At 42.8% G+C, this 24,995-nt stretch carries 22 protein-coding genes; 17 read left to right on the top strand and 5 right to left on the bottom strand.

What is annotated here, in order from left to right:
* The first annotated feature begins 1 nt into the window (after position 1).
* The 4 genes from nirD (at position 2) to B6N13_RS03775 (ending at position 4,931) form a co-directional block, all read left to right on the top strand.
* Positions 2-337 (top strand): nitrite reductase small subunit NirD, encoded by a 336-nt coding sequence (nirD, locus tag B6N13_RS03790; RefSeq protein ID WP_169458547.1) that lies wholly within the window; start codon positions 2-4, stop codon positions 335-337.
* A 297-nt stretch (positions 338-634) separates the two neighbouring features.
* Positions 635-3,334: a nitrate reductase gene (locus B6N13_RS03785; protein ID WP_169458546.1), complete on the top strand. Its 2,700-nt coding sequence runs from the start codon at positions 635-637 to the stop codon at positions 3,332-3,334.
* The gene (locus B6N13_RS03780; RefSeq protein WP_169458545.1) at positions 3,331-4,344 is read left to right on the top strand and encodes a glycosyl transferase family protein; all 1,014 of its coding nucleotides are present in this window, start codon (positions 3,331-3,333) and stop codon (positions 4,342-4,344) included. The genes B6N13_RS03785 and B6N13_RS03780 overlap by 4 nt, the downstream gene beginning before the upstream one ends.
* Before the next feature lie 11 nt (positions 4,345-4,355).
* Positions 4,356-4,931, top strand: a complete 576-nt coding sequence (locus tag B6N13_RS03775) for a molybdenum cofactor guanylyltransferase (protein ID WP_169458544.1) — start codon at positions 4,356-4,358, stop codon at positions 4,929-4,931.
* 26 nt (positions 4,932-4,957) lie between these two features.
* Here B6N13_RS03775 and B6N13_RS03770 read toward each other — a convergent pair whose 3' ends face one another.
* The 3 genes from B6N13_RS03770 to purM are packed head-to-tail and all read right to left on the bottom strand — an operon-like array spanning position 4,958 to position 7,420.
* The gene (locus tag B6N13_RS03770) at positions 4,958-5,698 is read right to left on the bottom strand and encodes a DUF3108 domain-containing protein (protein ID WP_169458543.1); all 741 of its coding nucleotides are present in this window, start codon (positions 5,696-5,698) and stop codon (positions 4,958-4,960) included.
* Positions 5,699-5,711: 13 nt separating this feature from the next.
* Positions 5,712-6,365 carry a phosphoribosylglycinamide formyltransferase gene (gene purN, locus B6N13_RS03765; RefSeq protein ID WP_169458542.1) on the bottom strand — a complete coding sequence of 218 codons (654 nt, stop codon included), beginning with the start codon at positions 6,363-6,365 and terminating at the stop codon, positions 5,712-5,714.
* Positions 6,362-7,420, bottom strand: coding sequence for a phosphoribosylformylglycinamidine cyclo-ligase (purM, locus tag B6N13_RS03760; RefSeq protein WP_012070496.1), 1,059 nt, complete (start codon positions 7,418-7,420; stop codon positions 6,362-6,364). Before purM ends, purN begins: the two co-directional genes overlap by 4 nt.
* 115 nt (positions 7,421-7,535) lie before the next feature.
* Here purM and B6N13_RS03755 point away from each other — a divergent pair, with 115 nt between their 5' ends.
* Positions 7,536-8,621 carry a DUF2066 domain-containing protein gene (locus tag B6N13_RS03755; protein ID WP_169458541.1) on the top strand — a complete coding sequence of 362 codons (1,086 nt, stop codon included), beginning with the start codon at positions 7,536-7,538 and terminating at the stop codon, positions 8,619-8,621.
* Entirely contained in the window at positions 8,622-8,852 is a 231-nt protein-coding gene (locus B6N13_RS03750) for a hypothetical protein (protein WP_012070494.1), read from the top strand.
* A 78-nt stretch (positions 8,853-8,930) separates the two neighbouring features.
* Here B6N13_RS03750 and gltA read toward each other — a convergent pair whose 3' ends face one another.
* Complete coding sequence (gltA, locus tag B6N13_RS03745; RefSeq protein WP_012070493.1) at positions 8,931-10,214, bottom strand: citrate synthase; 1,284 nt, start codon at positions 10,212-10,214, stop codon at positions 8,931-8,933.
* Between the two features lie 571 nt (positions 10,215-10,785).
* On the opposite strand from gltA, the gene sdhC reads away from it, so the two are divergent.
* From sdhC to B6N13_RS23165, 11 genes are all read left to right on the top strand, one after another.
* Positions 10,786-11,163: a succinate dehydrogenase, cytochrome b556 subunit gene (gene sdhC, locus B6N13_RS03740; RefSeq protein WP_048814051.1), complete on the top strand. Its 378-nt coding sequence runs from the start codon at positions 10,786-10,788 to the stop codon at positions 11,161-11,163.
* Positions 11,157-11,504, top strand: a complete 348-nt coding sequence (gene sdhD / locus B6N13_RS03735) for a succinate dehydrogenase, hydrophobic membrane anchor protein (protein ID WP_012070491.1) — start codon at positions 11,157-11,159, stop codon at positions 11,502-11,504. The genes sdhC and sdhD overlap by 7 nt, the downstream gene beginning before the upstream one ends.
* A gap of 3 nt (positions 11,505-11,507) precedes the next feature.
* Positions 11,508-13,280 (top strand): succinate dehydrogenase flavoprotein subunit, encoded by a 1,773-nt coding sequence (sdhA, locus tag B6N13_RS03730; RefSeq protein WP_169458540.1) that lies wholly within the window; start codon positions 11,508-11,510, stop codon positions 13,278-13,280.
* A gap of 12 nt (positions 13,281-13,292) precedes the next feature.
* A complete protein-coding gene (locus tag B6N13_RS03725; protein WP_012070489.1) occupies positions 13,293-13,997 on the top strand; it encodes a succinate dehydrogenase iron-sulfur subunit in 705 nt (234 codons plus the stop codon).
* A gap of 375 nt (positions 13,998-14,372) precedes the next feature.
* A complete protein-coding gene (locus B6N13_RS03720) occupies positions 14,373-17,210 on the top strand; it encodes a 2-oxoglutarate dehydrogenase E1 component (RefSeq protein ID WP_169458539.1) in 2,838 nt (945 codons plus the stop codon).
* Positions 17,211-17,243: 33 nt separating this feature from the next.
* Positions 17,244-18,770, top strand: a complete 1,527-nt coding sequence (odhB, locus tag B6N13_RS03715; protein ID WP_169458538.1) for a 2-oxoglutarate dehydrogenase complex dihydrolipoyllysine-residue succinyltransferase — start codon at positions 17,244-17,246, stop codon at positions 18,768-18,770.
* An 85-nt stretch (positions 18,771-18,855) separates the two neighbouring features.
* On the top strand, positions 18,856-20,295 hold the full coding sequence (gene lpdA, locus B6N13_RS03710; protein ID WP_012070486.1) for a dihydrolipoyl dehydrogenase: 1,440 nt from the start codon (positions 18,856-18,858) through the stop codon (positions 20,293-20,295).
* A gap of 87 nt (positions 20,296-20,382) precedes the next feature.
* The gene (gene sucC, locus B6N13_RS03705) at positions 20,383-21,549 is read left to right on the top strand and encodes an ADP-forming succinate--CoA ligase subunit beta (RefSeq protein ID WP_012070485.1); all 1,167 of its coding nucleotides are present in this window, start codon (positions 20,383-20,385) and stop codon (positions 21,547-21,549) included.
* Positions 21,550-21,551: 2 nt separating this feature from the next.
* The gene (gene sucD, locus B6N13_RS03700) at positions 21,552-22,424 is read left to right on the top strand and encodes a succinate--CoA ligase subunit alpha (RefSeq protein ID WP_012070484.1); all 873 of its coding nucleotides are present in this window, start codon (positions 21,552-21,554) and stop codon (positions 22,422-22,424) included.
* A 353-nt stretch (positions 22,425-22,777) separates the two neighbouring features.
* Positions 22,778-24,001: an L-2-hydroxyglutarate oxidase gene (gene lhgO / locus B6N13_RS03690; RefSeq protein ID WP_169458536.1), complete on the top strand. Its 1,224-nt coding sequence runs from the start codon at positions 22,778-22,780 to the stop codon at positions 23,999-24,001.
* Between the two features lie 96 nt (positions 24,002-24,097).
* Positions 24,098-24,562 (top strand): hypothetical protein, encoded by a 465-nt coding sequence (locus tag B6N13_RS23165; RefSeq protein WP_211172764.1) that lies wholly within the window; start codon positions 24,098-24,100, stop codon positions 24,560-24,562.
* A 30-nt stretch (positions 24,563-24,592) separates the two neighbouring features.
* On the opposite strand, the gene B6N13_RS03680 is transcribed toward B6N13_RS23165, so the two are convergent.
* Entirely contained in the window at positions 24,593-24,976 is a 384-nt protein-coding gene (locus B6N13_RS03680; protein WP_348981520.1) for a hypothetical protein, read from the bottom strand.
* Positions 24,977-24,995 lie beyond the last annotated feature (19 nt).

The following is a 24,995-nucleotide window of genomic DNA, read 5'->3' as shown; positions in this document are numbered from 1 at the left end:
GATGACGATGCCATGGAAATTAATTTGTAAACAAGAAAATTTAATTGAAGGGGCTGGTGTTGCAGCCATGTTGAATGGCGAGCAGGTGGCTGTTTTCTACGTGCCTGAGTCGGACAATAAAATCTTTGCGATTGGTAATTGGGACCCAATTGGCAAGGCAAATGTCTTGTCTCGGGGGCTAGTTGCTCACCTTCAAGATCAGTGGGTGGTGGCTAGTCCATTGTATAAACAGCATTATGAGCTGAGCTCAGGCCAATGTCTTGAAGAGGATATCAAGGTGCCTCATTGGCAAGCAAAATTAGAAGGAGGAGAGGTGTTCATCGCAACACACTCATAACGGTGCATGTATTTATGTGTTTGCACTATTTGGGCGCTATTTTTAGGTTTAATAAGAAAGTGTTCTCTTGGTGACAAAGCGGCAGCTGTTAAAAGATAAGGATTTTCGCCTTTAAGCAGTGCTTGTCAAAGTTGGCTTGCTAATTGCTTTATCTAAAGTACTGATGCACCGTAAACCGACGATGGCTTACACATAAAGCATACAGATATTACAAAAGGCAACGAGGCCCAATTACTTTTTAAAAAGTGATTGGGCCTTTTTTTGTTTTTAAGAAATACAAAAGCACGAGGAAGGTCCATGACGGCAACAAAAAAGACAGCCATTAGCGGAAAAACAACCTGTCCCTATTGCGGTGTTGGCTGTGGGGTTAACTTAACTATTCCTGACTCAGTCAATCAGGATGTTCCCCCTGTTTCAGGTGATATGGATCATCCGGCGAATTTTGGTCGTTTATGTGTCAAAGGTAGTAGCCTTGCTCAGACGATTAAATCTGATGACCGTTTATTGGCTCCTATGCTTAATGGTCAAGTCGTGTCTTGGGAATCTGCGATAGAAACCGTTAGTTCAAAAATCTCCCAAGTTGTAAAAGATCATGGACCGGATGCTTTTGCTTTCTATCTTTCTGGGCAAATTCTCACGGAAGATTATTACGTTGCTAATAAATTGGCCAAAGGGTTTATTGGTACGGCGAATGTTGATACTAATTCGCGGCTCTGTATGGCCTCTGCCGTGGTGGGCTATAAGCGCGCCTTTGGTTCGGATACTGTGCCTTGTAATTACGAAGACCTAGAACTCTGCGATTTATTAATCATGGTTGGGTCGAACGCTGCCTGGACTCATCCCATTTTATTTCAACGAATTGCTTCTGCGAAAAAGCAACGGCCTAACATGAAAGTCGTGGTGATTGATCCACGAGAAACCGCAACGTGTGACATTGCTGATTTGCATTTGACGATTAAGCCTGGCAGTGATGCCTCCATATTCTCTTTTTTATTGAATGATTCTGCTCAAGCCGGCATTTTGGATGAGGATTTTATCGCTAATCATACGAATGGTTTTGCAGAAACTTTGAGCCAAGCAGTGGAGTCGACACCTAATCTGTCTTTTACCGCGGATTTTTGTGGAATCGATGAGAAAGCGCTTGCTTGCTTGGCAAGCTGGTGGCGTGAGTATTCAAAGACAATTACCTTTTATTCCCAAGGGGTTAATCAGTCTTCTTCGGGTGTCGATAAATGTAATGCCATTATCAATTGTCATCTGGCGACGGGGCGAATTGGTAAGGAGGGGGCGGGGCCTTTTTCAATTACCGGTCAACCAAATGCTATGGGCGGGCGGGAAGTGGGTGGCTTGGCGAACCAACTAGCGGCTCATATGGATTTCGCTACGCCAGGAGCGTTGGATCTGGTGCAGCGTTTTTGGCAAGCACCCAATATGGCAACAGAAAATGGCTTGAAAGCAGTCGACTTATTTCAAGCCATGGAAGAGGGGAAAGTCAAAGTGGTGTGGATTATGTCGACTAATCCTATGGTTAGCCTGCCTGACACTGCGCAGGTTCGTAGAGCATTGGAGAAATGTGAGTTAGTCATTGTTAGTGATTGCAAAGCACATACAGACACAACCGCTATGGCTGATGTGCTACTTCCAGCGACTGGCTGGAGTGAAAAAGATGGAACGGTGACGAATTCAGAGCGGCGTATTTCACGTCAACGGGGAATGTTACCGGCTCCAGGGCAAGCGAAACATGATTGGTGGGCAATTTGTGAAGTGGCAAAACGCCTTGGGTTTGCTTCGGCGTTTAGTTATCAGAATGTCCATGAAATCTTTGCTGAGCATGCGGCTTTATCGGCCTTTGAAAATCATGGTAAACGTGACTTTGATATTGGTTATTTTAGTCAAATAACCAAAGCTGAATACGATGCTATCACACCTATACAGTGGCCAGTGCCTAAAGGTCGGCCAGAAGGCACCAAGCGAATGTTTGCTGATGGGCGTTTCTTTACTCCAGATGGACGAGCAAGATTTGTTGCTATCACACCCTGTTTATCCAAAAATCAAAGCTCCCAGGAGTGGCCTTTTACCTTAAATACAGGGCGCGTTCGTGATCAATGGCACACCATGACACGCACAGGTGATGCCGCCTCTCTTGCAAAACATACATCTCAACCTTATGTAGAAATTCATCCAAAAGATGCCCGCCGCCTAGGAATAGAAGATAAAGCTGTAGTACGTATAACTTCGCCCCATGGAGAAGTCCTGTTAAAAGCCAAAATAAGTCGCGCCGTTGCGCCAAATAGTGTTTTTACGCCAATTCACTGGACACAGCAATTTGCTAACGCCTCAGTCGTTTCGAATTTAATTCCTCAGGTGGTCGATCCGTTATCAGGTCAGCCAGAATCTAAACATGCTCAGGTGCAGCTTGCAGCGGTTAGTGATGTTTGTTACGGCTTAATTATTTCAGCCGTACCACTTGCCTTAGCTGATTGTCTATATTGGTGCCAAGTGCCGTCAGAGCATGGTTATCATTATGAAGTAGTTTGGCAAAATGGACAGACTCAGGCCAAGTTGAAGGCTATTGATTGTCATATCAGTGAAAGCCTTACTGGACAGAGTGATTGGATAGAGTATTCCAACCCAATTACTCAGCAAAATCGAGTTGCGAAACTGGTGGATCAAAAGCTTGTTTTGTTAATTTATTCTCATCCCAAGCCAGAGTCTCTTTCTACTGAATGGCTGAGCTCTAATTTGGCGATTAATGCGCCGTTATCATTACAAGATCGTTTAGCTCTTTTGGTTGGTTCCCCTGCGAATATTGAAGAGAAAGGTGACATTGTGTGCTCGTGTTTTCAGATCGGTACGAAGCAGATAGAAAAAGCCATTGCTGCGGGAGCCGATTCAGTTGATGCGTTGGGAGCCAAACTTAAATGCGGTACGAATTGTGGCTCATGCCTTCCTGAATTAAAGCACTTTATCCCTTTAGTGGCGGAGTTATCAGTATGAGAGAAAAACTAGCAGCTAATGATTTTACCCAGTATGTGCAAATCTTGGGACGAGGGAAAAAGGGAGCCCGTAGTTTAACGACAGAAGAAGCTGAGCATGCCATGAGCTTGATGCTGTCTGGTCAGGTTGCTCCAGAGCAATCTGGGGCCTTTTGGATGTTAATTCGCATCCGCGAAGAGACGGTAGAAGAAACCGTTGGTTTTACCAAAGCCACCAGAGCCTATTTGGCCAAACAAAAGTCCTTGGGTACCAAAGTAGATTTGGATTGGCCTGCTTACGCTGGTAAGCGGAATGAGCTGCCTTGGTTTTTACTAGCCGCTCTTGCGCTAGCCAATACGGGTGTGAAAATTGTTATGCATGGTCATACATTTGACGGTGAAAATCGCATTTATGTTGAGCAAAGCATTCAACAACTTGGTTTAGCGATTAGTCATTCGAGGGAAGATATAACGCGGGAGCTTGAGAATAGAAATTTCGCTTACATTCCTCTTGCCCAAATAGATAAGTCTTTAGGGCATATGATGGATTTAAAGTATGTTTTAGGATTACGTTCCCCTGTAAACACCGTGGTGCGTATGATGAATCCATTTTGTGCTAGTCACAGTGTTCATGGGGTTTTTCACCGCGGCTATGATGAGCTGCATCTCTCCGCCTGTGAGTTACTTAGGGATGCTTCTGTATTGGTGTTTCGTGGCGGTAACGGTGAAGCGGAAGTGAACCCAGAGCGAGATGTAACTCTAGGTAAATGGCAAAATGGTGTAGCGAGTTGGTCGGATTGGCCGAAAGCGGAAAAAGAGCATAAGCGATTAAAAGATAATTTAGATCTATCTCGCTTAACTGATCATTGGTGTGGGGCTCAGCTTGATCAATTCGGAGAGCAAGCAGTGAGACAAACTATTGCGTCGGTAGCAGGACTTCTTTATGGTGAAACATCACATGAAGGATGCCTTGTTCTGGCTGATGATATTTGGTCTAAGCGAGATAAAGGCTTTTTTGATAACGTTTTTTAAGAGCAAGTAGTATGTTGTTTACCTCTTTGTCTGGTGCTGTGTTAGCAGGTGGGAAAGCAGAGCGAATGTCGCGTAAAGATAAGGGCTTATTATTTTTTCAAAATGAGCCTATGGCTTTATCTGTTGGTAAGGCATTGCAGCAAGTAGCGGATAGTGTGTTTATTAATGCGAATAGGAATACAGAGCAGTATGCGCTATTAGGTTATGACGTCATTAAAGATGATCCCGAATTTCAAGGTAAAGGGCCTTTGTCAGGCCTATATACTTGCTTGGCCTTTGCAAAAACATCGCATTTATTAGTTTCGCCTTGCGATACGCCTCGTATTAGCGGTGAGGCTTTTGTAAGGCTGAAAGAGGCGAGCTTATTGTTACCCGACAAAATCTATTATTTAAGTGGGACTTCGGGGGCGCATCCTTTGCACGCCATTTTACCTGTTGACACTGCGCTTGCTGCTCTTAAGCGCTTTTTAGAAGAAGGTCAGCGTTACAGTGTATTAGGTTTTTATGATGCGTTTGGCTGTCAGTCTATTGTTTGGGAAAATAGCGCAGAGTTACTCAATGTTAATACACCTAATGAATTGTCCTAAGCTCTACTTCTATTGGTATTTATTTCTTAGGATTGGCTCATGGATTCGATATCTAGACGATAAGACTCACCGTCTTCTTTATGCTCCATTTTGACCAGTAAATAGTCAAATTTTGGTACAAACCAAAAAGAGGTTCTTTTACCTTTTTCTAGATTATCTGTTCTAATGATTTTAATCGCAGAGACTCGGCCAAGTTTAGTGTCGATGGTTTCCATTTTTTCACGTTCAAAGCGCCAGTTTTTTATGTAGCCTCCATCGGCAATCTGATAGTCGAATTCATTTTTACCCATTTTTAGATCTTGTCTTACTTGTAACTGAATAGACAGTTTGTCTAATGTTTTAGGTGGTATCGTAAGGTTCCAGGGTTTGTCTTTGACGTCATTATGGACAAGCTTGTTTTCCCAGTCAAAAGTGAGTACAGCGTCTCTTTTTTTCCCTAGAGCGGAGGTATGATATTCGTATTTGGCTGGAATGATTTGATGGTCTTCAACATTGAAAATTGATGATTCATTAAGCGAAGCGATCATGCTGTCTGCGGTAAATACAAACTGCCACGAATCGTCTGCTTTTTTAGATAATGTCTGTTTGCCTTCTACTTTTAGGCTGATGCCTTTTTTCCAGATTGTGCTGTAAACAGCAGAGTAAGGTTTTAGGAAGGTTTCTTGTGATTTCGTTTCAGCTGCATTTGCTTTCATCAAAGAAAGAGAAAGTATGGGGATACTCATAAAAATAGCCATTAAAAACATTGGAATTTTACGAGTTCTCATACTTTCTCCTACATCATGTTAGCGCTTCGTTATAGAGAATACCGCTTTCGGGCAGTTCATTCTGATCTAAAAAAGCTTTTCCGTCTTGGAATGTTAATCTTTCTTCACTGAACCATTTAACAGTGAGAGGATAGATAATATGTTCTAAGGCATGAACTTTACTAGCTAAAGTTTCTGCCGTTTCTTCTTGCACTACTTCTGTACTCGCTTGAAGAATAACAGCGCCAGCATCTAATTCTGGACTAACGAAGTGTACCGATACTCCATGCTCTTTTTCGTTTGCATCAATAGCTCGCTGATGTGTATCTAAACCTTTGTACTTTGGAAGCAAAGAAGGGTGAATGTTTAGCATTCTACCTTCAAAATGTTTCGCAAAGGTTTCAGTTAGGATACGCATAAAACCAGCGAGAACAACCAATTTTGGTTGGTATTGATCGATAAGTGCTTGCAGCTCAGTATCAAATTCTTCTCGACTATCAAACGACTTATGATTAAGTGTGTGCGTCGGTATACCAGCTACCTTGGCCCGTTCTAAACCATAAGCGTCTGCTTTGTTACTAATAACAGCGCAGATCTTGATATTAAGTAGTCCTTGCAAGCTTTGATCGATCAAAGCTTGCAAGTTGCTGCCGCTGCCAGAAATTAAGACAACGATCGGAAAACTCATGCCTGCGTCTCTAGGTCAGAGATTAATACCTCTTTACCGCCGTTACGAGGGCAAATGTCACCAATGATCCAAGCGTTTTCGCCTTCCGCTTTTAAGATGGCAAGAGCTTGATCCGCTTTTTCTGCATCAATAGAAAGTACCATGCCGACACCACAGTTTAAAACACGGTACATTTCTTCTTGCTCAACATTTCCTTGTTCTTGCAACCAATCAAACACAGCAGGACGTTTCCAGCTTGTTGCATCGATACGAGCAGCTGTATCTTCAGGAAGAACACGAGGTATATTTTCAAGTAAGCCGCCACCAGTAATGTGAGCTAGCGCATTCACAGAAACAGATTCCATCAATTTAAGAATAGATTTGACGTAAATGCGAGTTGGTTCCATTAGGGCGTCTTTCAAAGCAACACCGGCGATATCTTGATTAAGATCCGCTTTGCTTACTTCAAGGATTTTGCGAATAAGGGAGTAGCCGTTCGAATGTGGACCAGATGAACCTAAAGCAATCAATTTGTCGCCGGCTTTTACTTTGCTGCCGTCGATGATGTTTTCTTCTTCAACCACACCAACGCAAAAGCCAGCTAGATCGTAATCGCCGTCATGGTACATGCCAGGCATTTCAGCAGTTTCACCACCAACAAGTGCACAGCCTGCTTGTAGGCAGCCTTCACCTATGCCAGTCACAACGTTTGCAGCTACATCAACATCTAGCTTGCCAGTGGCATAGTAATCTAGGAATAATAGTGGTTCAGCACCTGCTACTACTAGATCGTTAACACACATTGCAACTAGGTCGATACCAATGGTGTCGTGCTGGTTAAGGTCCATCGCTAGACGAAGCTTAGTACCAACACCGTCGGTGCCAGAAACAAGAATGGGGTTTTTGTATTTTGTTGGAAGACGTGTCAAAGCACCAAATCCACCCAGACCACCCATTACTTCCGGGCGACGAGTTTTTTTGCTTACGCCTTTAATACGTTCAACAAGTTGATTGCCTGCGTTTATATCAACGCCTGCGTCTTTATAACTAATGGATGGTTTATCCGACTTGGTCATTGCCTATGCCTTATCATGGTACGAGGAAAAAATGCATTTTAGCATAGTCGTGCATTAGGGCTATGGTTCTTTGCAATTAAGACAGTAGAATAGGCAAATAAACGAAGGAAGGGTTATGAATTCTCGTATATTTTTACTACTAATTAGTGTTTTTTGTATTTCGCCAGCAAATGCAGTTCCTGTTCAGGGGCTTTATAGTGCTGAAATTAACTTGCCAGTGACACAATCTGAGGCACAAATGCTCAACGAAGCATTTGGGTTGGCTGCTGAAGATGTGTTGATAAAAGTGTCGGGTGATAAAAACGCCATCATTGGTGATCTGCTGGAGCAAGCTAAAAAGAAAGCGCCGGCATGGGTTGCGCAACATTCTGTTGCATCGCTTAGCGAGTTGTTGCCTTCGAATGATGGGCTGGTGCCTGGCAAGAAAGTTAAAGTATCTTTCTATCAGGAATCTATTGATGGTTTTTTATCGCAAAATAACTTGCCGGTTTGGGGGGATAATCGACCCTCTGTCTTAGTTTGGTTGGTAAGTGAAACTAATGGTATTAGGGCTTTGTCTGGTTCAAAAGAGCCATCTGATGCACTAAATAAATTAGCCCAGTCTGCAAGTAAGATTGGCGTGCCCATTTATGCACCTTTGCTTGATGATGTCGACAAGAGGAATCTTGCGACGTCTGATGTGTGGGGGTTCTTTGAGGACAGCATAAATAATGCTAGTAAGCGTTATCAGACAGATTCTGTGGCAGCTCTGAGGATAAGTAATTATTCAGGGCAAGTGAGCGGTAATTTATTGGTGCTATTAAAAAATGGTGAAACGGAGCGATTTGTCTTGCGAGGTGAAAGTCTTACAGACTTAATCGACCAAGCAAGTGCTGATTTGGCTAAGGTGTTTTCATCTCGTTATGCTTCCGTACGAAATAGTGGGTCTGCAAGTGAGTTGAATCTACAGGTGATAGGAATAAATAGTTACACTGCCATGAACAAAGTGCAGTCCTATTTGGAAAGTATTGGCGTTGTTCGAGATGTGACCTTAGTTCAAGTTGACGGCGAAAAAGTAGAGTTTTCTATTGAAATTGATGGTGATAAGCAAAAATTATTTAACAGTATATCGTTAAGTCGTTTGTTAATCAGTGCGCCTTTGAATGCCTTAGATCCTGATGCAAATCGAGTTGCGTCTTATCAGTATAGTGGAGTGAATTAAATGACAGATCTATTGGATGAAAAAGTTATAGAGCGAGATTTCTTCGCTCGTCCAGTGGAAGAGCAAGAGGATTTCTTGACGCAAACTTGGTGTAATCACTGTATGGAAGTGGACTTAGGTATGGTTAATCCTAAGGAATTTGAGGGTAAGGACCGCGTTTGGATTGAAGGTGATTGTGTTAAATGTGGTAATTCGACTGTGACTGAAATAGTTGAAGACGATGAAGAGTGATTCATCGTCTTCTTGCTGATTTTATTCATAAAAAAACGCGCCTGAGGGCGCGTTTTTTGTAATGCATTGTTCAATGTATTACTTTTTAATAGGGTAGTCGCGCTCAGGTTTGCCAACATATAACTGGCGAGGACGGCCAATTTTATATGGTCCACTGATCATTTCGTTCCAATGAGAAATCCAGCCAATGGTACGAGACATGGCAAAAATCACAGTAAACATACTGGATGGAATGCCGATTGCCTTCATAATAATGCCTGAATAGAAATCCACATTCGGGTAGAGTTTACGCTCTACAAAGTATGGGTCTTCTAATGCAATTTGCTCAAGGCGTTTTGCAATTTTTAGTAATGGATCGTTAGATTGTCCCAATTCTGCTAATACTTGGTCACAGGTTTCGCGCATAACTTTTGCACGTGGGTCAAAGTTTTTGTAAACGCGATGACCGAAGCCCATCAGTCTAAATGGATCATTTTTATCTTTGGCTTTTGCTATGTATTCGTCGATATTTTCAACATCGCCAATTTCTTCAAGCATAGTCAGTACTGCTTCGTTTGCGCCGCCATGAGCAGGGCCCCAAAGCGTTGCAATACCTGCTGCGATGCAAGCAAATGGGTTGGCACCAGATGAACCGGCCAAACGTACTGTTGATGTTGAAGCGTTTTGCTCATGATCCGCATGAAGAATGAAAATTCTATCCATTGCTTTAGCAAAAACAGGATTGACCTTGTAGTCTTCACAAGGGGTAGCGAACATCATATATAAGAAGTTCTCTGCATAAGATAGGTCGTTACGTGGGTACATAACAGGCTGATCTTTAGAGTACTTATAACAAATTGATGCCAATGTCGGCATTTTAGAAATTAGGCGGAAAGCCGCGATTTCACGATGCTTCGGATTGGTAATATCCATGTGGTCTTGGTAAAAGGCTGATAATGCACCCACTAGGCCGCACATAATCGCCATTGGGTGGGCATCATTTCTAAAGCCTTCGATGAATTTGTGCATCGATTGGTTCACCATAGTGTGCTTACCAACCGTTTTTTCGAATTCGGCTTTTTGATCCTTATTAGGAAGTTCCCCATAAAGTAACAAATAGCATGTCTCTAGATAGTCTGAGTGTTCTGCAAGTTGGGCAATTGGGTAGCCACGATGCAAAAGGATTCCAGCGTCTCCATCTATGAACGTAATAGAGGATTCACAAGAGCCGGTAGACATAAAGCCTGGATCGTAGGTGAATACACCGTTAGCGCCTAGGCCTCGAACGTCGATAACGTCTGTGCCTAAAGTGCCTGAAAGAACAGGAAGTTCGATAGTTTTATCGATTCCGTCCACTTTGAGTGTCGCTTTTTTATCAGCCATTTATGGTCTCCTTCGTATTCCGATTCGGGGCTATTAAGTTATTGTTTGACTCTATCTAGCCCAGAAGGTGCGGAAAAAATACTGTCTCTAGGCTATAAAAGTCAATCTTGTTCATTTGCACTCTATTTACATTGTGGTGCGTAATTTTGTAATTATCTGACAGAATTGCAATGTAGGGTAAAGTCAAGGCGTTGGTGATTTTTGTTTATATTGTTGAAATATAAGGGTTTTATTGGGTTTTTGTGTGTAAATAATTGTGTAATTTTATACCATTATTGTTTCGGCTTATGGTTACATTCATTTGCTGAATGGTGACCATTGAAAACCTCTTGTTCAGTCTATTTGTCTTAGTATTTTTTGCTGGTCTATAATTGCGCCTCAGACGATTTCATTGATTTGTTGATGCTAATGGATAAAAGAGAGTCGCTTTTAAACATTTGTTTGCAAATCGATGAGATTTTCAAAGTAGGCCTATGACGTGATTACGTTACTCTTTTTTAAGGTTTATGTAAGCACGTATAGACATTGGGTCGTGATTGACCATTCAATCGATAAAATGGTGTAAAAAGTCGTGAATAAAAAAAGACCAGTCAACCTTGATATTTTAACAATATCGATGCCTCTAACAGCAATCGTGTCTATTCTTCACCGTATTACAGGAATCATCCTTTTTGTAGGATTGGCTTTCTTGTTTTATGCGTTCGATCTTTCTTTAGAGTCCCAAGAAGGTTTTGATCAGGTGGTGAATGCACTGCAAACTAACTTCTTAGTGAAATTTGTGATCTGGGGTGTTGTCTCTGCATTGATGTACCACTTCGTAGCAGGTGTGAAACACTTGTTTATGGATATGGGGTATTTCGAGGAGTTGGAAAGTGGACGTAGTGCTGCTATCGCAAACATTGTGATTGCTGTGGTTCTTATTGTGTTAGCAGGAGTTTGGATATGGTAACTCAAATCACTAGTTTTGGTCGTTCAGGCCTTTACGACTGGATGATGCAGCGCGTTTCAGCTGTTGTATTGTCTCTATACACGATTTTCATTATTGGTTATTTGCTGCTTAATCCTGATCTTACATATGATCAGTGGAGCGCTTTATACGAAGCAACATGGATGCGCATCTTTAGTTTGATGGTGCTTTTGTCTATTGGTATGCACTCTTGGATTGGCTTGTGGTCTATTTCTACTGACTATATTAAAGCAACCGGTGCTCGTTTCTTTTTTCAATCTCTATGCGGTCTTGTAATGTTTGTTTACATCGTATGGGGTGTTCAGGTTCTTTGGGGGCTATAAGTAATGGCAAATATTCGTACTATTTCTTTTGATGCCATTGTTATCGGTGGTGGCGGCGCAGGTATGCGTGCAGCACTTCAGTTAACTGAATCTGGTTTGAATACCGCGTGTGTTACCAAAGTATTCCCGACTCGTTCTCACACTGTGTCTGCGCAAGGTGGTATTACCTGTGCGATCGCAAGTGATGATCCAAATGATGATTGGCGCTGGCATATGTATGACACTGTAAAAGGGTCAGATTACATTGGCGACCAAGATGCTATCGAATACATGTGTTCCGTAGGTCCTCAGGCTGTATTTGAGCTTGAGCACATGGGTCTACCGTTTTCTCGTACTGAGCAAGGTCGTATTTATCAGCGTCCATTTGGTGGACAGTCTAAAGATTTTGGTAAAGGTGGTCAGGCTGCTCGTACTTGTGCGGCTGCTGACCGTACTGGTCATGCCTTGTTGCATACCCTTTATCAAGGCAACCTAAAAGGCGGTACTACATTCTTTAATGAGTGGTATGCGACAGATCTTGTTAAAAATAACGAAGATGCTGTTGTTGGTGTTATTGCGATTTGTATCGAAACTGGCGAAACAGTTTACTTGAAAGCAAAAGCAACTGTTATTGCAACTGGTGGCGCTGGTCGTATTTATCAGTCTACTACTAATGCTCATATCAATACTGGTGACGGTGTGGGTATGGCGCTTCGTGCTGGTTTCCCAATGCAAGATATGGAAATGTGGCAGTTCCACCCAACCGGTATCTATGGCGCTGGTACTCTAGTTACTGAAGGTTGTCGTGGTGAAGGTGGTTACCTAATCAATAAAGACGGCGAGCGTTTCATGGAGCGTTATGCGCCAAACGCTAAAGACCTTGCTGGTCGTGACGTTGTTGCACGTTCAATGATTCTTGAAATCCTAGAAGGTCGTGGATGTGGTCCAGATGGGGATCACGTATTGCTAAAATTAGATCACTTGGGTGAAGAGACCTTGAATAAGCGTCTTCCAGGTATTCTTGAGCTTTCTCGTACTTTTGCTCACGTTGATCCAGTTAAAGAGCCAATTCCAGTTATCCCTACTTGTCATTATATGATGGGTGGTATTCCAACAAATATCGGCGGGCAAGCAATTAAAGTTAACGAAGCGGGCGAAGATACCATTATTGATGGTCTTTACGCGTGTGGAGAGGCGGCTTGTGTATCTGTGCACGGTGCAAACCGTCTTGGTGGTAACTCGTTGCTTGATTTGGTTGTATTTGGGCGCGCTGTTGGTATTCAAGTTAAAAAATCTTTGGATGAAGGTTTTGAATCGCTTGATGCTGACGATACAAATGTTGAAAAAGCGTTGGCTCGTCTAAATCGCTTAAATAGTTCGACTGGCGGTGAAAGTGTTGCTGCAGTTCGTGCTGACCTTCAGCGTGTAATGCAACTATATTTCGGTGTGTTCCGTGATGGCGAAGCAATGCAGAAAGGCTTGGAGCAGTTAAAAGAGATTCGTGCTCGAGTTGAAAATCTTCACCTTGAAGATAAGAGCCAGGCATTCAATACAGCTCGTATTGAAGCTCTTGAGCTTGAGAACTTATTAGAGGTTGCTGAAGCGACTGCCATTCCTGCGGAATTCCGTAAGGAAAGTCGTGGTGCTCATGCGCGTAATGACTTTACAGAGCGTGATGATGAGAACTGGTTGAAGCATTCTTTATTCCATCCAGTAGGTAAAGCGGTAACTAAGCGTGATGTAAACTTTGCGCCGAAAACTATGGAAGCTTTCCCACCTAAGGCTCGTTCATATTAAGGAGTTATGTCAATGTTAGTTAGTATCTATCGCTACAATCCTGAGAAGGACGACGCTCCTTACATGCAGGATTATGAAATTGAGTTGCCAGCAGGTAAAGACCTAATGGTGCTTGATGTTTTGAACTTGTTGAAGGCTCAAGATCCTAGTATTTCTTACCGTCGCTCATGCCGTGAAGGTGTGTGTGGCTCAGACGGTATGAATATGTCAGGTAAAAATGGTCTAGCTTGTATCACGCCAGTTTCTGAAGCAGTTAAAAAAGGTAAGTTGGTATTACGTCCACTTCCTGGATTGCCTGTTGTTCGTGACCTTGTTGTTGATATGGGGCAGTTCTACAAGCAGTATGAGAAGATTCGTCCATACTTGCTTAATGATACTCCAGCACCTGCAATTGAGCGTTTACAAAGCCCTGAGGAGCGTGAAAAGCTTGATGGTCTTTATGAGTGTATCTTGTGTGCGTGTTGCTCAACTGCTTGTCCATCATTCTGGTGGAATCCTGATAAGTTCGTAGGACCGTCAGGTTTGCTACAGGCATATCGCTTCTTGGCAGATAGCCGTGATACAGCAACTCAAGAACGTCTTAGCGATTTGGATGACCCATTCAGTGTTTTCCGTTGTCACGGTATCATGAACTGTGTCAACGTTTGTCCAAAAGGGTTAAATCCAACTAAGGCAATCGGTAATATTCGTACTATGCTATTGCAGAGAGCGACCTGATAATGCTCAAAGTGGTTCATTATGGTATGTTAGTGTGACCACATAAGGTAGGCGGCTTGAATATTGATTCAATGCCGCCATTTTTGCATATTCTAATATAGAGAATGCAATAAAAAGAATTTAAAATTCGATCTTTACGAGCAAGGATGCACAAAGAAAAGCCACTAACTTAGTGATTAAGGATTCAAGGGGTTTTGTTTAATTAAATAAAACGCTTTTAGTGGCTTAGTATTGAGCGTAAAAGGGCGAAAGTAGCTGGAAATTAACAAAAAATCGAGGCTTTAATAGCCTTACGGGCCTGATAAAATGATCGACCTTAATCATAGGTTGATACCGGGACCCCGGTAGCTGGCTCGAACATAAGGGTGATCGAGAATGCACGAAAGTTTAATGGAGTTGCTGTGGAGCACCTCTCACTTTTCAGGTGGAAACTTGGAATATGTTGAAGGGTTGTTTGAAAGCTACCTCGTCGATCCGAACTCAGTGTCGGAAGAATGGCGTAAATGTTTTGATCAATTGCCTCGCGTAAGTGAAGCGCAATCAACTGATCTTCCTCATTCCGTGATTCAAGAGCAGTTTCTACAGATTGGTAAGAACAAGTTTCGCTCTATGCCTGTTTCTACAGGTAAAGTGGCTAGTTCTGAGCATGAACAGAAACAAATTAATGTCTTGCAGTTGATTAATGCTTATCGCGTACGCGGGCATCAACATGCAACACTTGATCCGCTTGGATTGCAAAAACGTGAGAAAGTTGCCGACCTAGATATTGGTTACCACCAATTAACAGGTGCTGACTTAGATACAAAATTTAATGTAGGTTCTTTGTTCTTTAATAAAGACTCTCTTAAGTTAAGTGAAATTGTATCCGAATTGGAAAAAACTTATTGCGGAAGCATAGGTTATGAATTCATGCACATTGTTGATACGCAAGAAAAAGCGTGGCTTCAACAGCGTGTAGAATCTGTTCGTTCTCGTCCAGAATACTCACAAGAAACTCGCGAAAATCTACTTGAGCGATTGACTGCGGCTGAAGGCTTAGAGAAATATCTTGCTAGCCGTTACCCTGGTGCAAAACGTTTTGGGCTTGAGGGTGGCGAGAGCTTGATCCCTATGGTGAATGAATTGATTCAACGTTCTGGCGCACTTGGTGCTAAAGAAGTTGTGATCGGTATGGCTCACCGTGGCCGTCTAAACGTATTGGTTAATACGCTAGGTAAAAACCCAAAAGACTTGTTTGACGAGTTTGAAGGTAAAAAACTAGTTAATACTTCAGGCGACGTTAAATACCACCAAGGTTTCTCTTCAAATGTGATGACAGCGGGTGGCGAAGTACATATCGCGCTATCTTTTAACCCATCTCACCTAGAAATCGTTTCTCCTGTAGTGGAAGGTTCGGTGCGTGCTCGCCAAGATCGTCGTAAAGACACGACAGGTAAAACTGTTGTACCTATTTCGATTCATGGTGATGCTGCGTTTGCTGGTCAAGGTGTGGTTATGGAGACATTCCAGATGTCTCAAACTCGTGCTTACCGTACAGGTGGTACAGTTCACATCGTTATCAACAACCAAGTAGGTTTTACAACTAACCGTCAAGAAGATTCTCGTTCTACTGAATATGCAACGGATGTTGCAAAAATGATTCAGGCGCCGATCTTCCACGTGAATGGCGATGATCCAGAAGCTGTGTTATTTGTTACTCAGTTGGCTTTGGATTACCGTTACGAATTTGGTCGTGATGTGGTTATCGACATGGTTTGTTACCGTCGTCGTGGTCACAATGAGACTGATGAGCCTTCTGGTACTCAGCCGCTAATGTATAGCGTGATTAATAGTCTTAAAACCACTCGGACATTATATTCTGAACGCCTAGTTAACGAGTCTGTTGTGACTCAAGAAAAGTCAGATCAGATGGTTGCGGAAAACCGTGAAGACTTAGATAACGGTCGTCATGTTGCGAAAAGTCTTGTCCTTGAATCTCAGACTGGTTCATTTGTCGACTGGAAGCCTTATCTTGGTGTTGAATGGACTGATGCAGGTGATACCACATATCCATTAGCTAAGTTGCAAGAAGTCGCTAAGAAATTAACGAGTGTTCCAGATGGAGTGGTTGTACAGCGTCAAGTGCAAAAGATCTATCAAGATCGCGATAAAATGACAGCAGGTGCGTTACCTCTTAACTGGGGCTATGCTGAAACATTGGCATTCGCTACTTTGTTAGAGCAGGGCTATCCGATTCGTATTACAGGTCAGGATTCTGGTCGCGGTACTTTTTCGCATCGTCATGCGGTCATTCATAGTCAAAAAGATGGTAGTACTTATATTCCACTGAAACATTTGTCTGAAGATCAGCCTACATTAGATCTTTATGACTCTTACCTTTCAGAAGAAGCGGTATTGGCTTTTGAATATGGTTACGCAAGCACAGCTCCAAAAGGTTTGGTTATTTGGGAAGCGCAGTTCGGTGATTTTGCCAACGGTGCACAGGTTGTAATCGATCAATTTATCACCAGTGGTGAGCACAAATGGGGTCGCTTATGCGGATTGACCATGTTGTTGCCACACGGTTATGAAGGTCAAGGTCCTGAGCATTCATCTGCACGTCTAGAGCGCTTCTTGCAGCTTTGTGCAGAATACAATATTCAGGTTTGTGTACCGACAACACCATCACAAATCTTCCACATTCTTCGTCGTCAAGCGATTCGTCCTATGCGTCGTCCGCTGATTATTATGTCTCCTAAGAGTTTGTTACGTCATAAACAAGCGATTTCAACTCTAGAAGATTTGGCGGAAGGAAGCTTCAAAACGGTTCTACCAGAATCATCTGATATGATTGCAGCGGATAAAGTGAAACGCATTATCCTTTGTAGCGGTAAAGTGTATTTTGACTTGATCAACCGTCGTGAAGAATTGCAAAAAGATGATGTTGCAGTGATCCGTTTGGAGCAATTGTACCCGTTCCCATACGCTGACCTTGAGTCTGAGTTAGAACAGTACAAAAATGTTGAGAGTTTGGTTTGGTGTCAAGAAGAGCCGAAAAACCAAGGTGCTTGGCATGCCAATCGTCACCGTATGAATCGAGTATTGGAAAAACTGTATCCAGATTTGAAAATCCGCTTTGCAGGTCGAATTTCGTCTGCTGCACCAGCGGCTGGTTACATGTCAATCCATGTTGAAGAACAAGAAGCGCTGGTCAACGACGCATTAGTTGGTTAGTACCATAGCCTGTCAGAGAGATAAGGGTATAAAATGAGCATTGAAATTAAAGCACCTACTTTTCCAGAATCTGTAGCAGACGGTACCGTTGCTACTTGGTACAAACAGCCAGGCGAAGCCTGTGCACGTGATGAGCACATTGTAGATATCGAGACAGATAAAGTTGTCTTAGAAGTCGTTGCACCTGCTGATGGTGTGCTAAAAGAAATTTTAAAAGCGGAAGGCGACATCGTATTGAGCGATGAAGTTTTGGCAATTTTTGAATCTGGTGCGGCCGCTTCTGCTGCTCCAGCTGAAAAAGCAGCAGCTCCTGCGGCTGCCGCTTCTTCAAAAGAAACCGTTCAAATTAAAGCACCAACTTTCCCTGAATCTGTTGCTGATGGTACGGTTGCTACTTGGTACAAACAGCCAGGTGAAGCTTGTACACGTGATGATCATATTGTTGATATCGAAACCGATAAGGTTGTTCTAGAAGTTGTGGCGCCTGCTGATGGCGTGATCGGCGAAATCTTGAAAAACGAAGGCGAAACAGTTCTTAGCGATGAAGTTCTTGCTAACTTCTTGGTAGGTGCATCTGGCTCTGAAGCGGCGCCAGCTGCTCAAGCAGAATCTGCATCTTCTACAGATGCTGATGAAGATGGTGTTGCAGGTCCTGCAGCTCGTAAAGCTCTGTCTGAAGCGGGTCTAACTGTCGCTCAAGTAAAGGGTACAGGCAAAGGCGGTCGTATTACTAAAGAAGACGTTGATGCAGCAGTGAAAGCAAAAGCATCAGCTCCTGCAGCTGCACCAGCAAAAGCAGCTTCTGCCCCAGCTCCTAAAGCTGCCGCAGCACCAATGGCAGCACTAGGCGCTGAAGGACGCATTGAAAAACGTGTTCCTATGACTCGTCTACGCGCGACTATTGCTAAGCGTTTGGTTGATGCTCAGCAAACTGCAGCTCTATTGACGACTTACAACGAAGTGAACATGGGGCCAATCATGGAACTTCGTAAAAAGTACAAAGATGAGTTCATGAAAGCTCATAACGGTACTAAACTTGGTTTCATGTCTTTCTTCGTGAAAGCAGCAACTGAAGCGCTTAAGCGTTTCCCTGCTGTAAACGCATCTATCGATGGCAACGACATGGTTTACCATGGCTACCAAGATATCGGTGTTGCTGTTTCTACTGATCGTGGTTTGATGGTTCCTGTTCTTCGTAACACTGAAGCAATGGGTCTTGCGGATATCGAGTCAGCAATCATGGACTTCGCACTTCGTGGTCGTGATGGCAAGCTAGGTATGGATGACATGCAAGGTGGTACTTTCACTATTACTAATGGTGGTACTTTCGGTTCTTTGCTATCTACTCCAATCATTAATCCACCACAAACAGGTATCTTGGGTATGCACAAAATCCAAGAGCGCCCAATGGCTGTGAATGGTCAAGTTGTGATTCAGCCAATGATGTATTTGGCCTTGTCTTATGATCACCGTATGATTGATGGCAAAGAAGCCGTACAATTCTTGGTAACGATCAAAGACTTGCTTGAAGACCCAGCACGTCTTTTACTTGAAATCTAAGTATTCGTACCAAATATTTTGTATGAATTGAATGCTGAGTGGCACTGTATGTGCTGCTCAGCTTGACTGAAAAATGGGACCTCTTATGTCTGATAAATTTGATGTTGTTGTAATTGGTGGCGGCCCTGGCGGTTATGTAGCCGCTATCCGAGCTGCTCAGTTAGGTTTGAAAACAGCCTGTATCGAAAAATGGTTAGACAAAGATAGCAAGCCGCGCCTTGGCGGAACTTGTTTGAACGTTGGCTGTATTCCTTCTAAAGCTTTGTTAGATTCTTCACAAAAATACCATGACGCAAAAGACGCTTTTGGCGTTCATGGTATTAGTATGAAAGATGTTGCTATGAATGTTGATACTATGGTTGATCGTAAAGACAAAATCGTAGATCAATTGACAAGTGGTATCACTGGTCTTTTCAAAGCAAATGGCGTAACTAGCTTTGAAGGCTTTGGTAAAGTTCTAGCGAATAAAAAAGTAGAATTCACTGCGCATGACGGAACGGTAACAGTTCTTGAAACAGAAAACGTTATTTTAGCAACGGGTTCTGTGCCAGTTAACATTCCACCGGCTCCTCGTACTGGCGATATCATCGTTGATAACGAAGGTGCTCTTGATTTCCGTGCTGTACCAAAACGTCTTGGCGTAATTGGTGCTGGCGTTATCGGTCTAGAGCTTGGTTCTGTATGGGCTCGTTTAGGTTCTGAAGTTGTTGTGCTTGAAGCGCAAGATTCTTTCCTAAGTCTTTGCGACCAAGATCTTGCAAAAGAAGCGGCTAAGATCTTCAAGAAGCAGCATCTTGATATTCGTCTTGGTGCTCGTGTTACTGGCAGCCAAATCAATGGTGAAGAAGTTGAAGTAACTTACCTTGATGCAAAAGGTGAAGAGCAGAAGCAAACATTTGACAAGTTGATTGTTGCTGTTGGTCGTAAGCCATTCACTCAAGGTTGTTTCTCTGAAGACTCTGGTGTGAAACTGGATGAACGCGGTTTTGTCTTTGTTGATGAGCAATGTCGTACTTCAGTACCTGGTGTATACGCTATTGGTGATATTGTACGTGGCCCTATGTTGGCTCACAAAGCGTCAGAAGAAGGTGTGATGGTTGCAGATATTATCGCTGGCCATAAAGCACAAATGAATTATGACTGCATTCCATCTGTTATTTATACTCACCCAGAATTAGCTTGGGTTGGTAAAAATGAGCAAGAGTTAAAAGCAGAGGGTGTTAAATATAAAGTGGGTAAATTCCCATTTGCAGCGTCTGGTCGTGCTATGGCGGCTAACGACACTGATGGTTTCGTTAAAATGATTGCTTGTGAAGAGACTGACCGTATTCTAGGTTGCCATATTATTGGTGGTCATGCGGCTGATCTGATTGCACAAGCAGTTATTGCAATGGAATTCGGTTCTACAGCAGAAGATATTGCTTTGACTGTCTTTGCTCACCCAACAGTAAGTGAAGCAGTTCATGAAGCAGCGCTAGCGGTAGATAACCACGCGATCCATATCGCAAACCGTAAAAAGCGTTAATAAATTAGATTTGCCGGCTTTGAGCCGGCAATTTCTGTCTTAGCGGACAGAGCTTATGTCAATCATTCAGATGAGCGGAAGAATCAAATGAACTTACATGAATATCAGGCTAAACAGCTTTTTGCTGAATACGGCCTGCCAGTATCTACAGGATACGCAGTAGACACGCCTGAAGCGGCAGTTGAAGCGGCAAAGAAAATTGGTGGTAACAAGTGGGTTGTTAAAGCTCAGGTTCACGCTGGTGGTCGCGGTAAAGCAGGTGGTGTAAAACTTGTTGATTCTTATGAAGAAGTTGCAGCTTTCACACAAAATTGGTTAGGTAAGAATCTTGTTACTTATCAAACAGATGCAAATGGTCAGCCTGTTGCTAAGATTCTTGTTGAATCATGCACTGACATTGCAAACGAATTGTACCTAGGTGCAGTAGTTGACCGTTCAACCCGTCGCGTTGTTTTCATGGCGTCTACAGAGGGCGGTGTTGAAATTGAGAAAGTTGCTGAAGAAACTCCAGAACTTATTCACAAAGCGATCATTGATCCTTTAGTTGGCGCTCAACCTTACCAAGCTCGTGAATTGGCATTTAAATTGGGTCTTAACCCAACTCAAATCAAGCAATTCACTAAAGTGTTCCTTGGTTTGTCTCAAATGTTCCACGATTACGATTTCGCACTTCTTGAAATCAACCCTCTAGTAATCACTGATGAAGGTAATCTTCACTGTCTAGATGGCAAAATTGGTATCGACAGCAACGCTGTTTACCGTCAGAAGAAAATGCAAGAGTTTCACGATCCATCTCAAGAAGATGAGCGTGAAGCGCATGCAGCTAAATGGGAACTTAACTATGTAGCTCTAGACGGAAACGTTGGCTGCATGGTAAACGGTGCCGGCCTAGCAATGGGTACTATGGACATCGTTAACCTACACGGCGGCAAACCTGCTAACTTCCTAGACGTAGGTGGCGGTGCGACTAAAGAACGTGTTGCTGAAGCATTCAAAATCATCCTTTCTGACAGCAATGTTAAAGCGGTATTGGTTAACATCTTCGGTGGTATTGTACGTTGCGATATGATCGCTGAAGGTATTATCGGTGCGGTAGAGCAAGTAGGCGTTAACGTGCCTGTTGTTGTTCGTCTTGAAGGTACTAACGCAGAGAAAGGCCGTGAAGTTCTTGCAAATTCTGGTCTAGACATCATCGCTGCAACAAGTCTAAAAGACGCGGCTGAACAAGTTGTTAAAGCTGCGGAGGGCAAATAATAATGTCTGTTTTAATTAATAAAGATACTAAAGTAATCTGTCAGGGTTTCACTGGCGGACAAGGTACGTTCCACTCTGAGCAAGCGATTGCATACGGAACGAAAATGGTTGGTGGTGTTACTCCTGGTAAAGGTGGTCAAACTCACCTAGGTCTACCAGTTTTTAACACTGTTAAAGAAGCCGTTGAACAAACAGGTGCGGAAGCGTCTGTTATCTATGTTCCAGCTCCTTTCTGCAAAGATTCTATCCTTGAAGCGGCAAATTCTGGTATCAAACTAATCGTTTGTATCACTGAAGGTGTTCCGACTCTTGATATGCTTGACTGTAAAGTTAAATGTGACGAGCTAGGCGTACGTCTAATCGGCCCTAACTGCCCAGGTGTTATCACACCAGGTGAATGTAAGATCGGTATCATGCCTGGTCACATCCACATGCCAGGTAAAGTAGGTATCGTATCTCGTTCTGGTACTTTGACTTATGAAGCTGTTAAGCAAACTACTGACGCTGGTTTCGGTCAATCTACTTGCGTAGGTATCGGTGGTGACCCAATCCCTGGTACTAACTTCATCGACGTATTGGAAATGTTCCAAAACGATCCACAAACTGAAGCGATTGTTATGATCGGTGAAATTGGTGGTACTGCTGAAGAAGAAGCGGCTGCTTACATCAAAGCAAACGTGACTAAACCTGTTGTTTCTTACATTGCTGGTGTAACTGCACCTGCTGGTAAGCGTATGGGTCACGCTGGTGCGATCATTTCTGGTGGTAAAGGTACAGCTGATGAGAAATTCGCAGCTCTACAAGACGCTGGTGTTAAAACTGTTCGCTCTCTAGCGGACATCGGTTCTGCACTTAAAGAAATCACTGGCTGGTAAGTCGTTTTTCTAAAGTGTGACTGATTATAAAATCCCTGCTCCGGCAGGGATTTTTTTTGCCTACATAGGTGTCAATTATGATGTGTCCCTTTTGTTTGAGTGATAATGCATGCGGTGTTGCCAATATTGAACCTTGTTGGTGCTTTAATATCATCGTTCCTAGGGAAATGTTAGCGCTGCTTTCTTCAGAGCAAAAAGACAAGATGTGTGTTTGTCGGCAATGTATTGATTGGTATGAAAAAGATAGATCAGGCTTTTTAAAGAAATTTCATTTAAGTTAAGGTTGTTTCTATAACTTGTTTCTGGCCTGAGTTTAGACAGGTGTTTTTTAAAAAAATAAAAAGGATTGGGTGATGAGTAATGAATTAAAAAAATCAATTTATGACATTACTGTCATTGGTGCAGGTATTGTTGGTCTATCTACTGCGTGGCAGTTGCTTCAGCGTTATCCTAAATATCGCATTTTATTGGTCGAAAAAGAATCCGAAGTAGGGGTGCATCAAACAGGGCACAATTCTGGGGTCATTCATGCGGGTGTGTATTATGCGCCAGGTAGTCTTAAGGCTGACTTTTGTCAGCGTGGAGCAAAAGCGACTAAGGCTTTTTGTCTCCAGCATGATATTGAGTTCGACGAATGCGGTAAGTTGTTGGTTGCGACGAATGCGCTTGAAGAAGAGCGTATGGAAGCCTTGTACTTGCGTTGTCAGGATAATGGCCTGGAAGTGCACAAGTTAGACCAAGCTCAGCTAAAAGAGCGTGAGCCAAATGTGAAGGGGGTTGCTGCCTTGTTTGTTCCTTCCACCGGGATTGTTAGTTATCAGAAAATTTGTCAAAAGCTGGCTGAGCTTTTTGTGGAGAAAGGTGGAGAACTGCGTTTATGTACCGAAGTGATGGGTTTAGATGAAAGTCATGAACGTGTTGCGATCACACTGAATAACGATGTTGTTCATACATCTTATCTTGTGAGCTGTGGTGGTCTTATGGCTGATCGTTTAACTAAAATGCTGAATATCCCAACCGATTTTCAGATCATTCCTTTTCGTGGTGAGTATTATCAATTACCGGCGAAACACAATCAGATTGTTAATCATCTAATTTACCCGATTCCTGATCCAGATTTGCCATTTTTAGGTGTGCACCTTACTCGAATGATTGATGGTTCAGTGACGGTTGGGCCTAATGCAGTGCAGGGATGGAAGCGAGAAGGGTACGGCCGGATCAATATTGATTTGCGTGACATTTTCGATATGGTACGTTTTCCAGGTTTCTGGAAGCTATTAAAAAGTCATTGGCGAACTGGGTTGGTAGAGACAAAAAACTCTTGGTATAAGCCCGGCTATTTAGCTCAAGTCCGAAAGTATTGTGATCTTGTTTCTTTAGATGACCTGCAAGCTTATCCTGCTGGAATTCGAGCGCAAGCTGTTATGAATGACGGTAGTTTGGTGCATGACTTTCTATTTGCTAATAGCGCAAGAACACTACATGTCTGCAATGCACCATCTCCAGCTGCTACTAGTGCATTTCCTATTGGAGGCTATATTGTTGATAAGCTCAACGAGCAAATTTCATCTGTTTAGGGCGAAAGCATTGTGAAATAAAGGTGGCTTAGTTTGTGCTTTATAAGTGTTTCGATATAGAGTGGTAATCGTAACAATCACTAATAAGGAATAAGTATGACTGGTTTAAAGAAAAATCTAGGCTTTACTCATTTGGCGCGAGGCATTGCAGCTGCGCTGCTTATTACCCAAGTGACAGCGTGTGGTACTTTGCTTTACCCAGAGCGTCGTGGTCAAACAAATGGTCAAATCGATGTAGGTGTTGCTGCATTAGATGCTATTGGACTGTTGTTTTTCTTTGTTCCTGGTGTCGTGGCGTTTGGTGTCGATTTCATTACAGGTGCTATTTATCTGCCAGGTGGCGGCATGGCAAGCTTGACGGAGGATGAGTTGAATTCGATCAAGAATGGTCCAGATTCAATAGATGTTGAGAAGTTTAAAACTGTGATGGCACAGCGTAATGATATTAAACTGCCGAGTGATGTTTACTCAGATCAATTAAATGTAGTGGCAATGTCTTCTGTTCAGTCACTTAAAACAGCAATCAGTATGCCGAATGAGCGTCTCGCTCTAGCTTATTAATAGAAGTCATCAAACTAAAAAATGGATCTTTTAGTTTGATGACTTTGTGTTATTTGAATTGGCACAGGCTTGATATACTAGGTTTTGTATAGTAGCCAAGTCTTGAGTTTGTTCTAGTGTAACTAGACTTGCCTTAGTTTTTAAAATACCTACCCAAATGTTTTCTGCAATACTGATAGATTCCCCGTGTATTTGTATAATCAAATCAATCTTATGCTTTAGAACTAGCGCAGATATTTCGCTTGGTGAAAAGACGGTTACGCCGTGAACTTGAGTGCGATTATTCCAAGGCTCATCGTCAATAAACGCGATAATCTCAATAGGTTGTTCTGCGTATTTGTTGTTGTCGAGCAAGGATTTCGACAAGGAAAAGCACAGATAATCTATGCCAATAAAAATAACCTTTTTGGGCACGGCTTTACGCCGGAAAAGT

Source organism: Marinomonas sp. UCMA 3892 (assembly GCF_012726345.1).
GTDB lineage: Bacteria > Pseudomonadota > Gammaproteobacteria > Pseudomonadales > Marinomonadaceae > Marinomonas.
The sequence above is the reverse complement of the archived record's forward strand: the minus strand, read 5'-3'. Positions and strand labels throughout refer to the sequence as shown.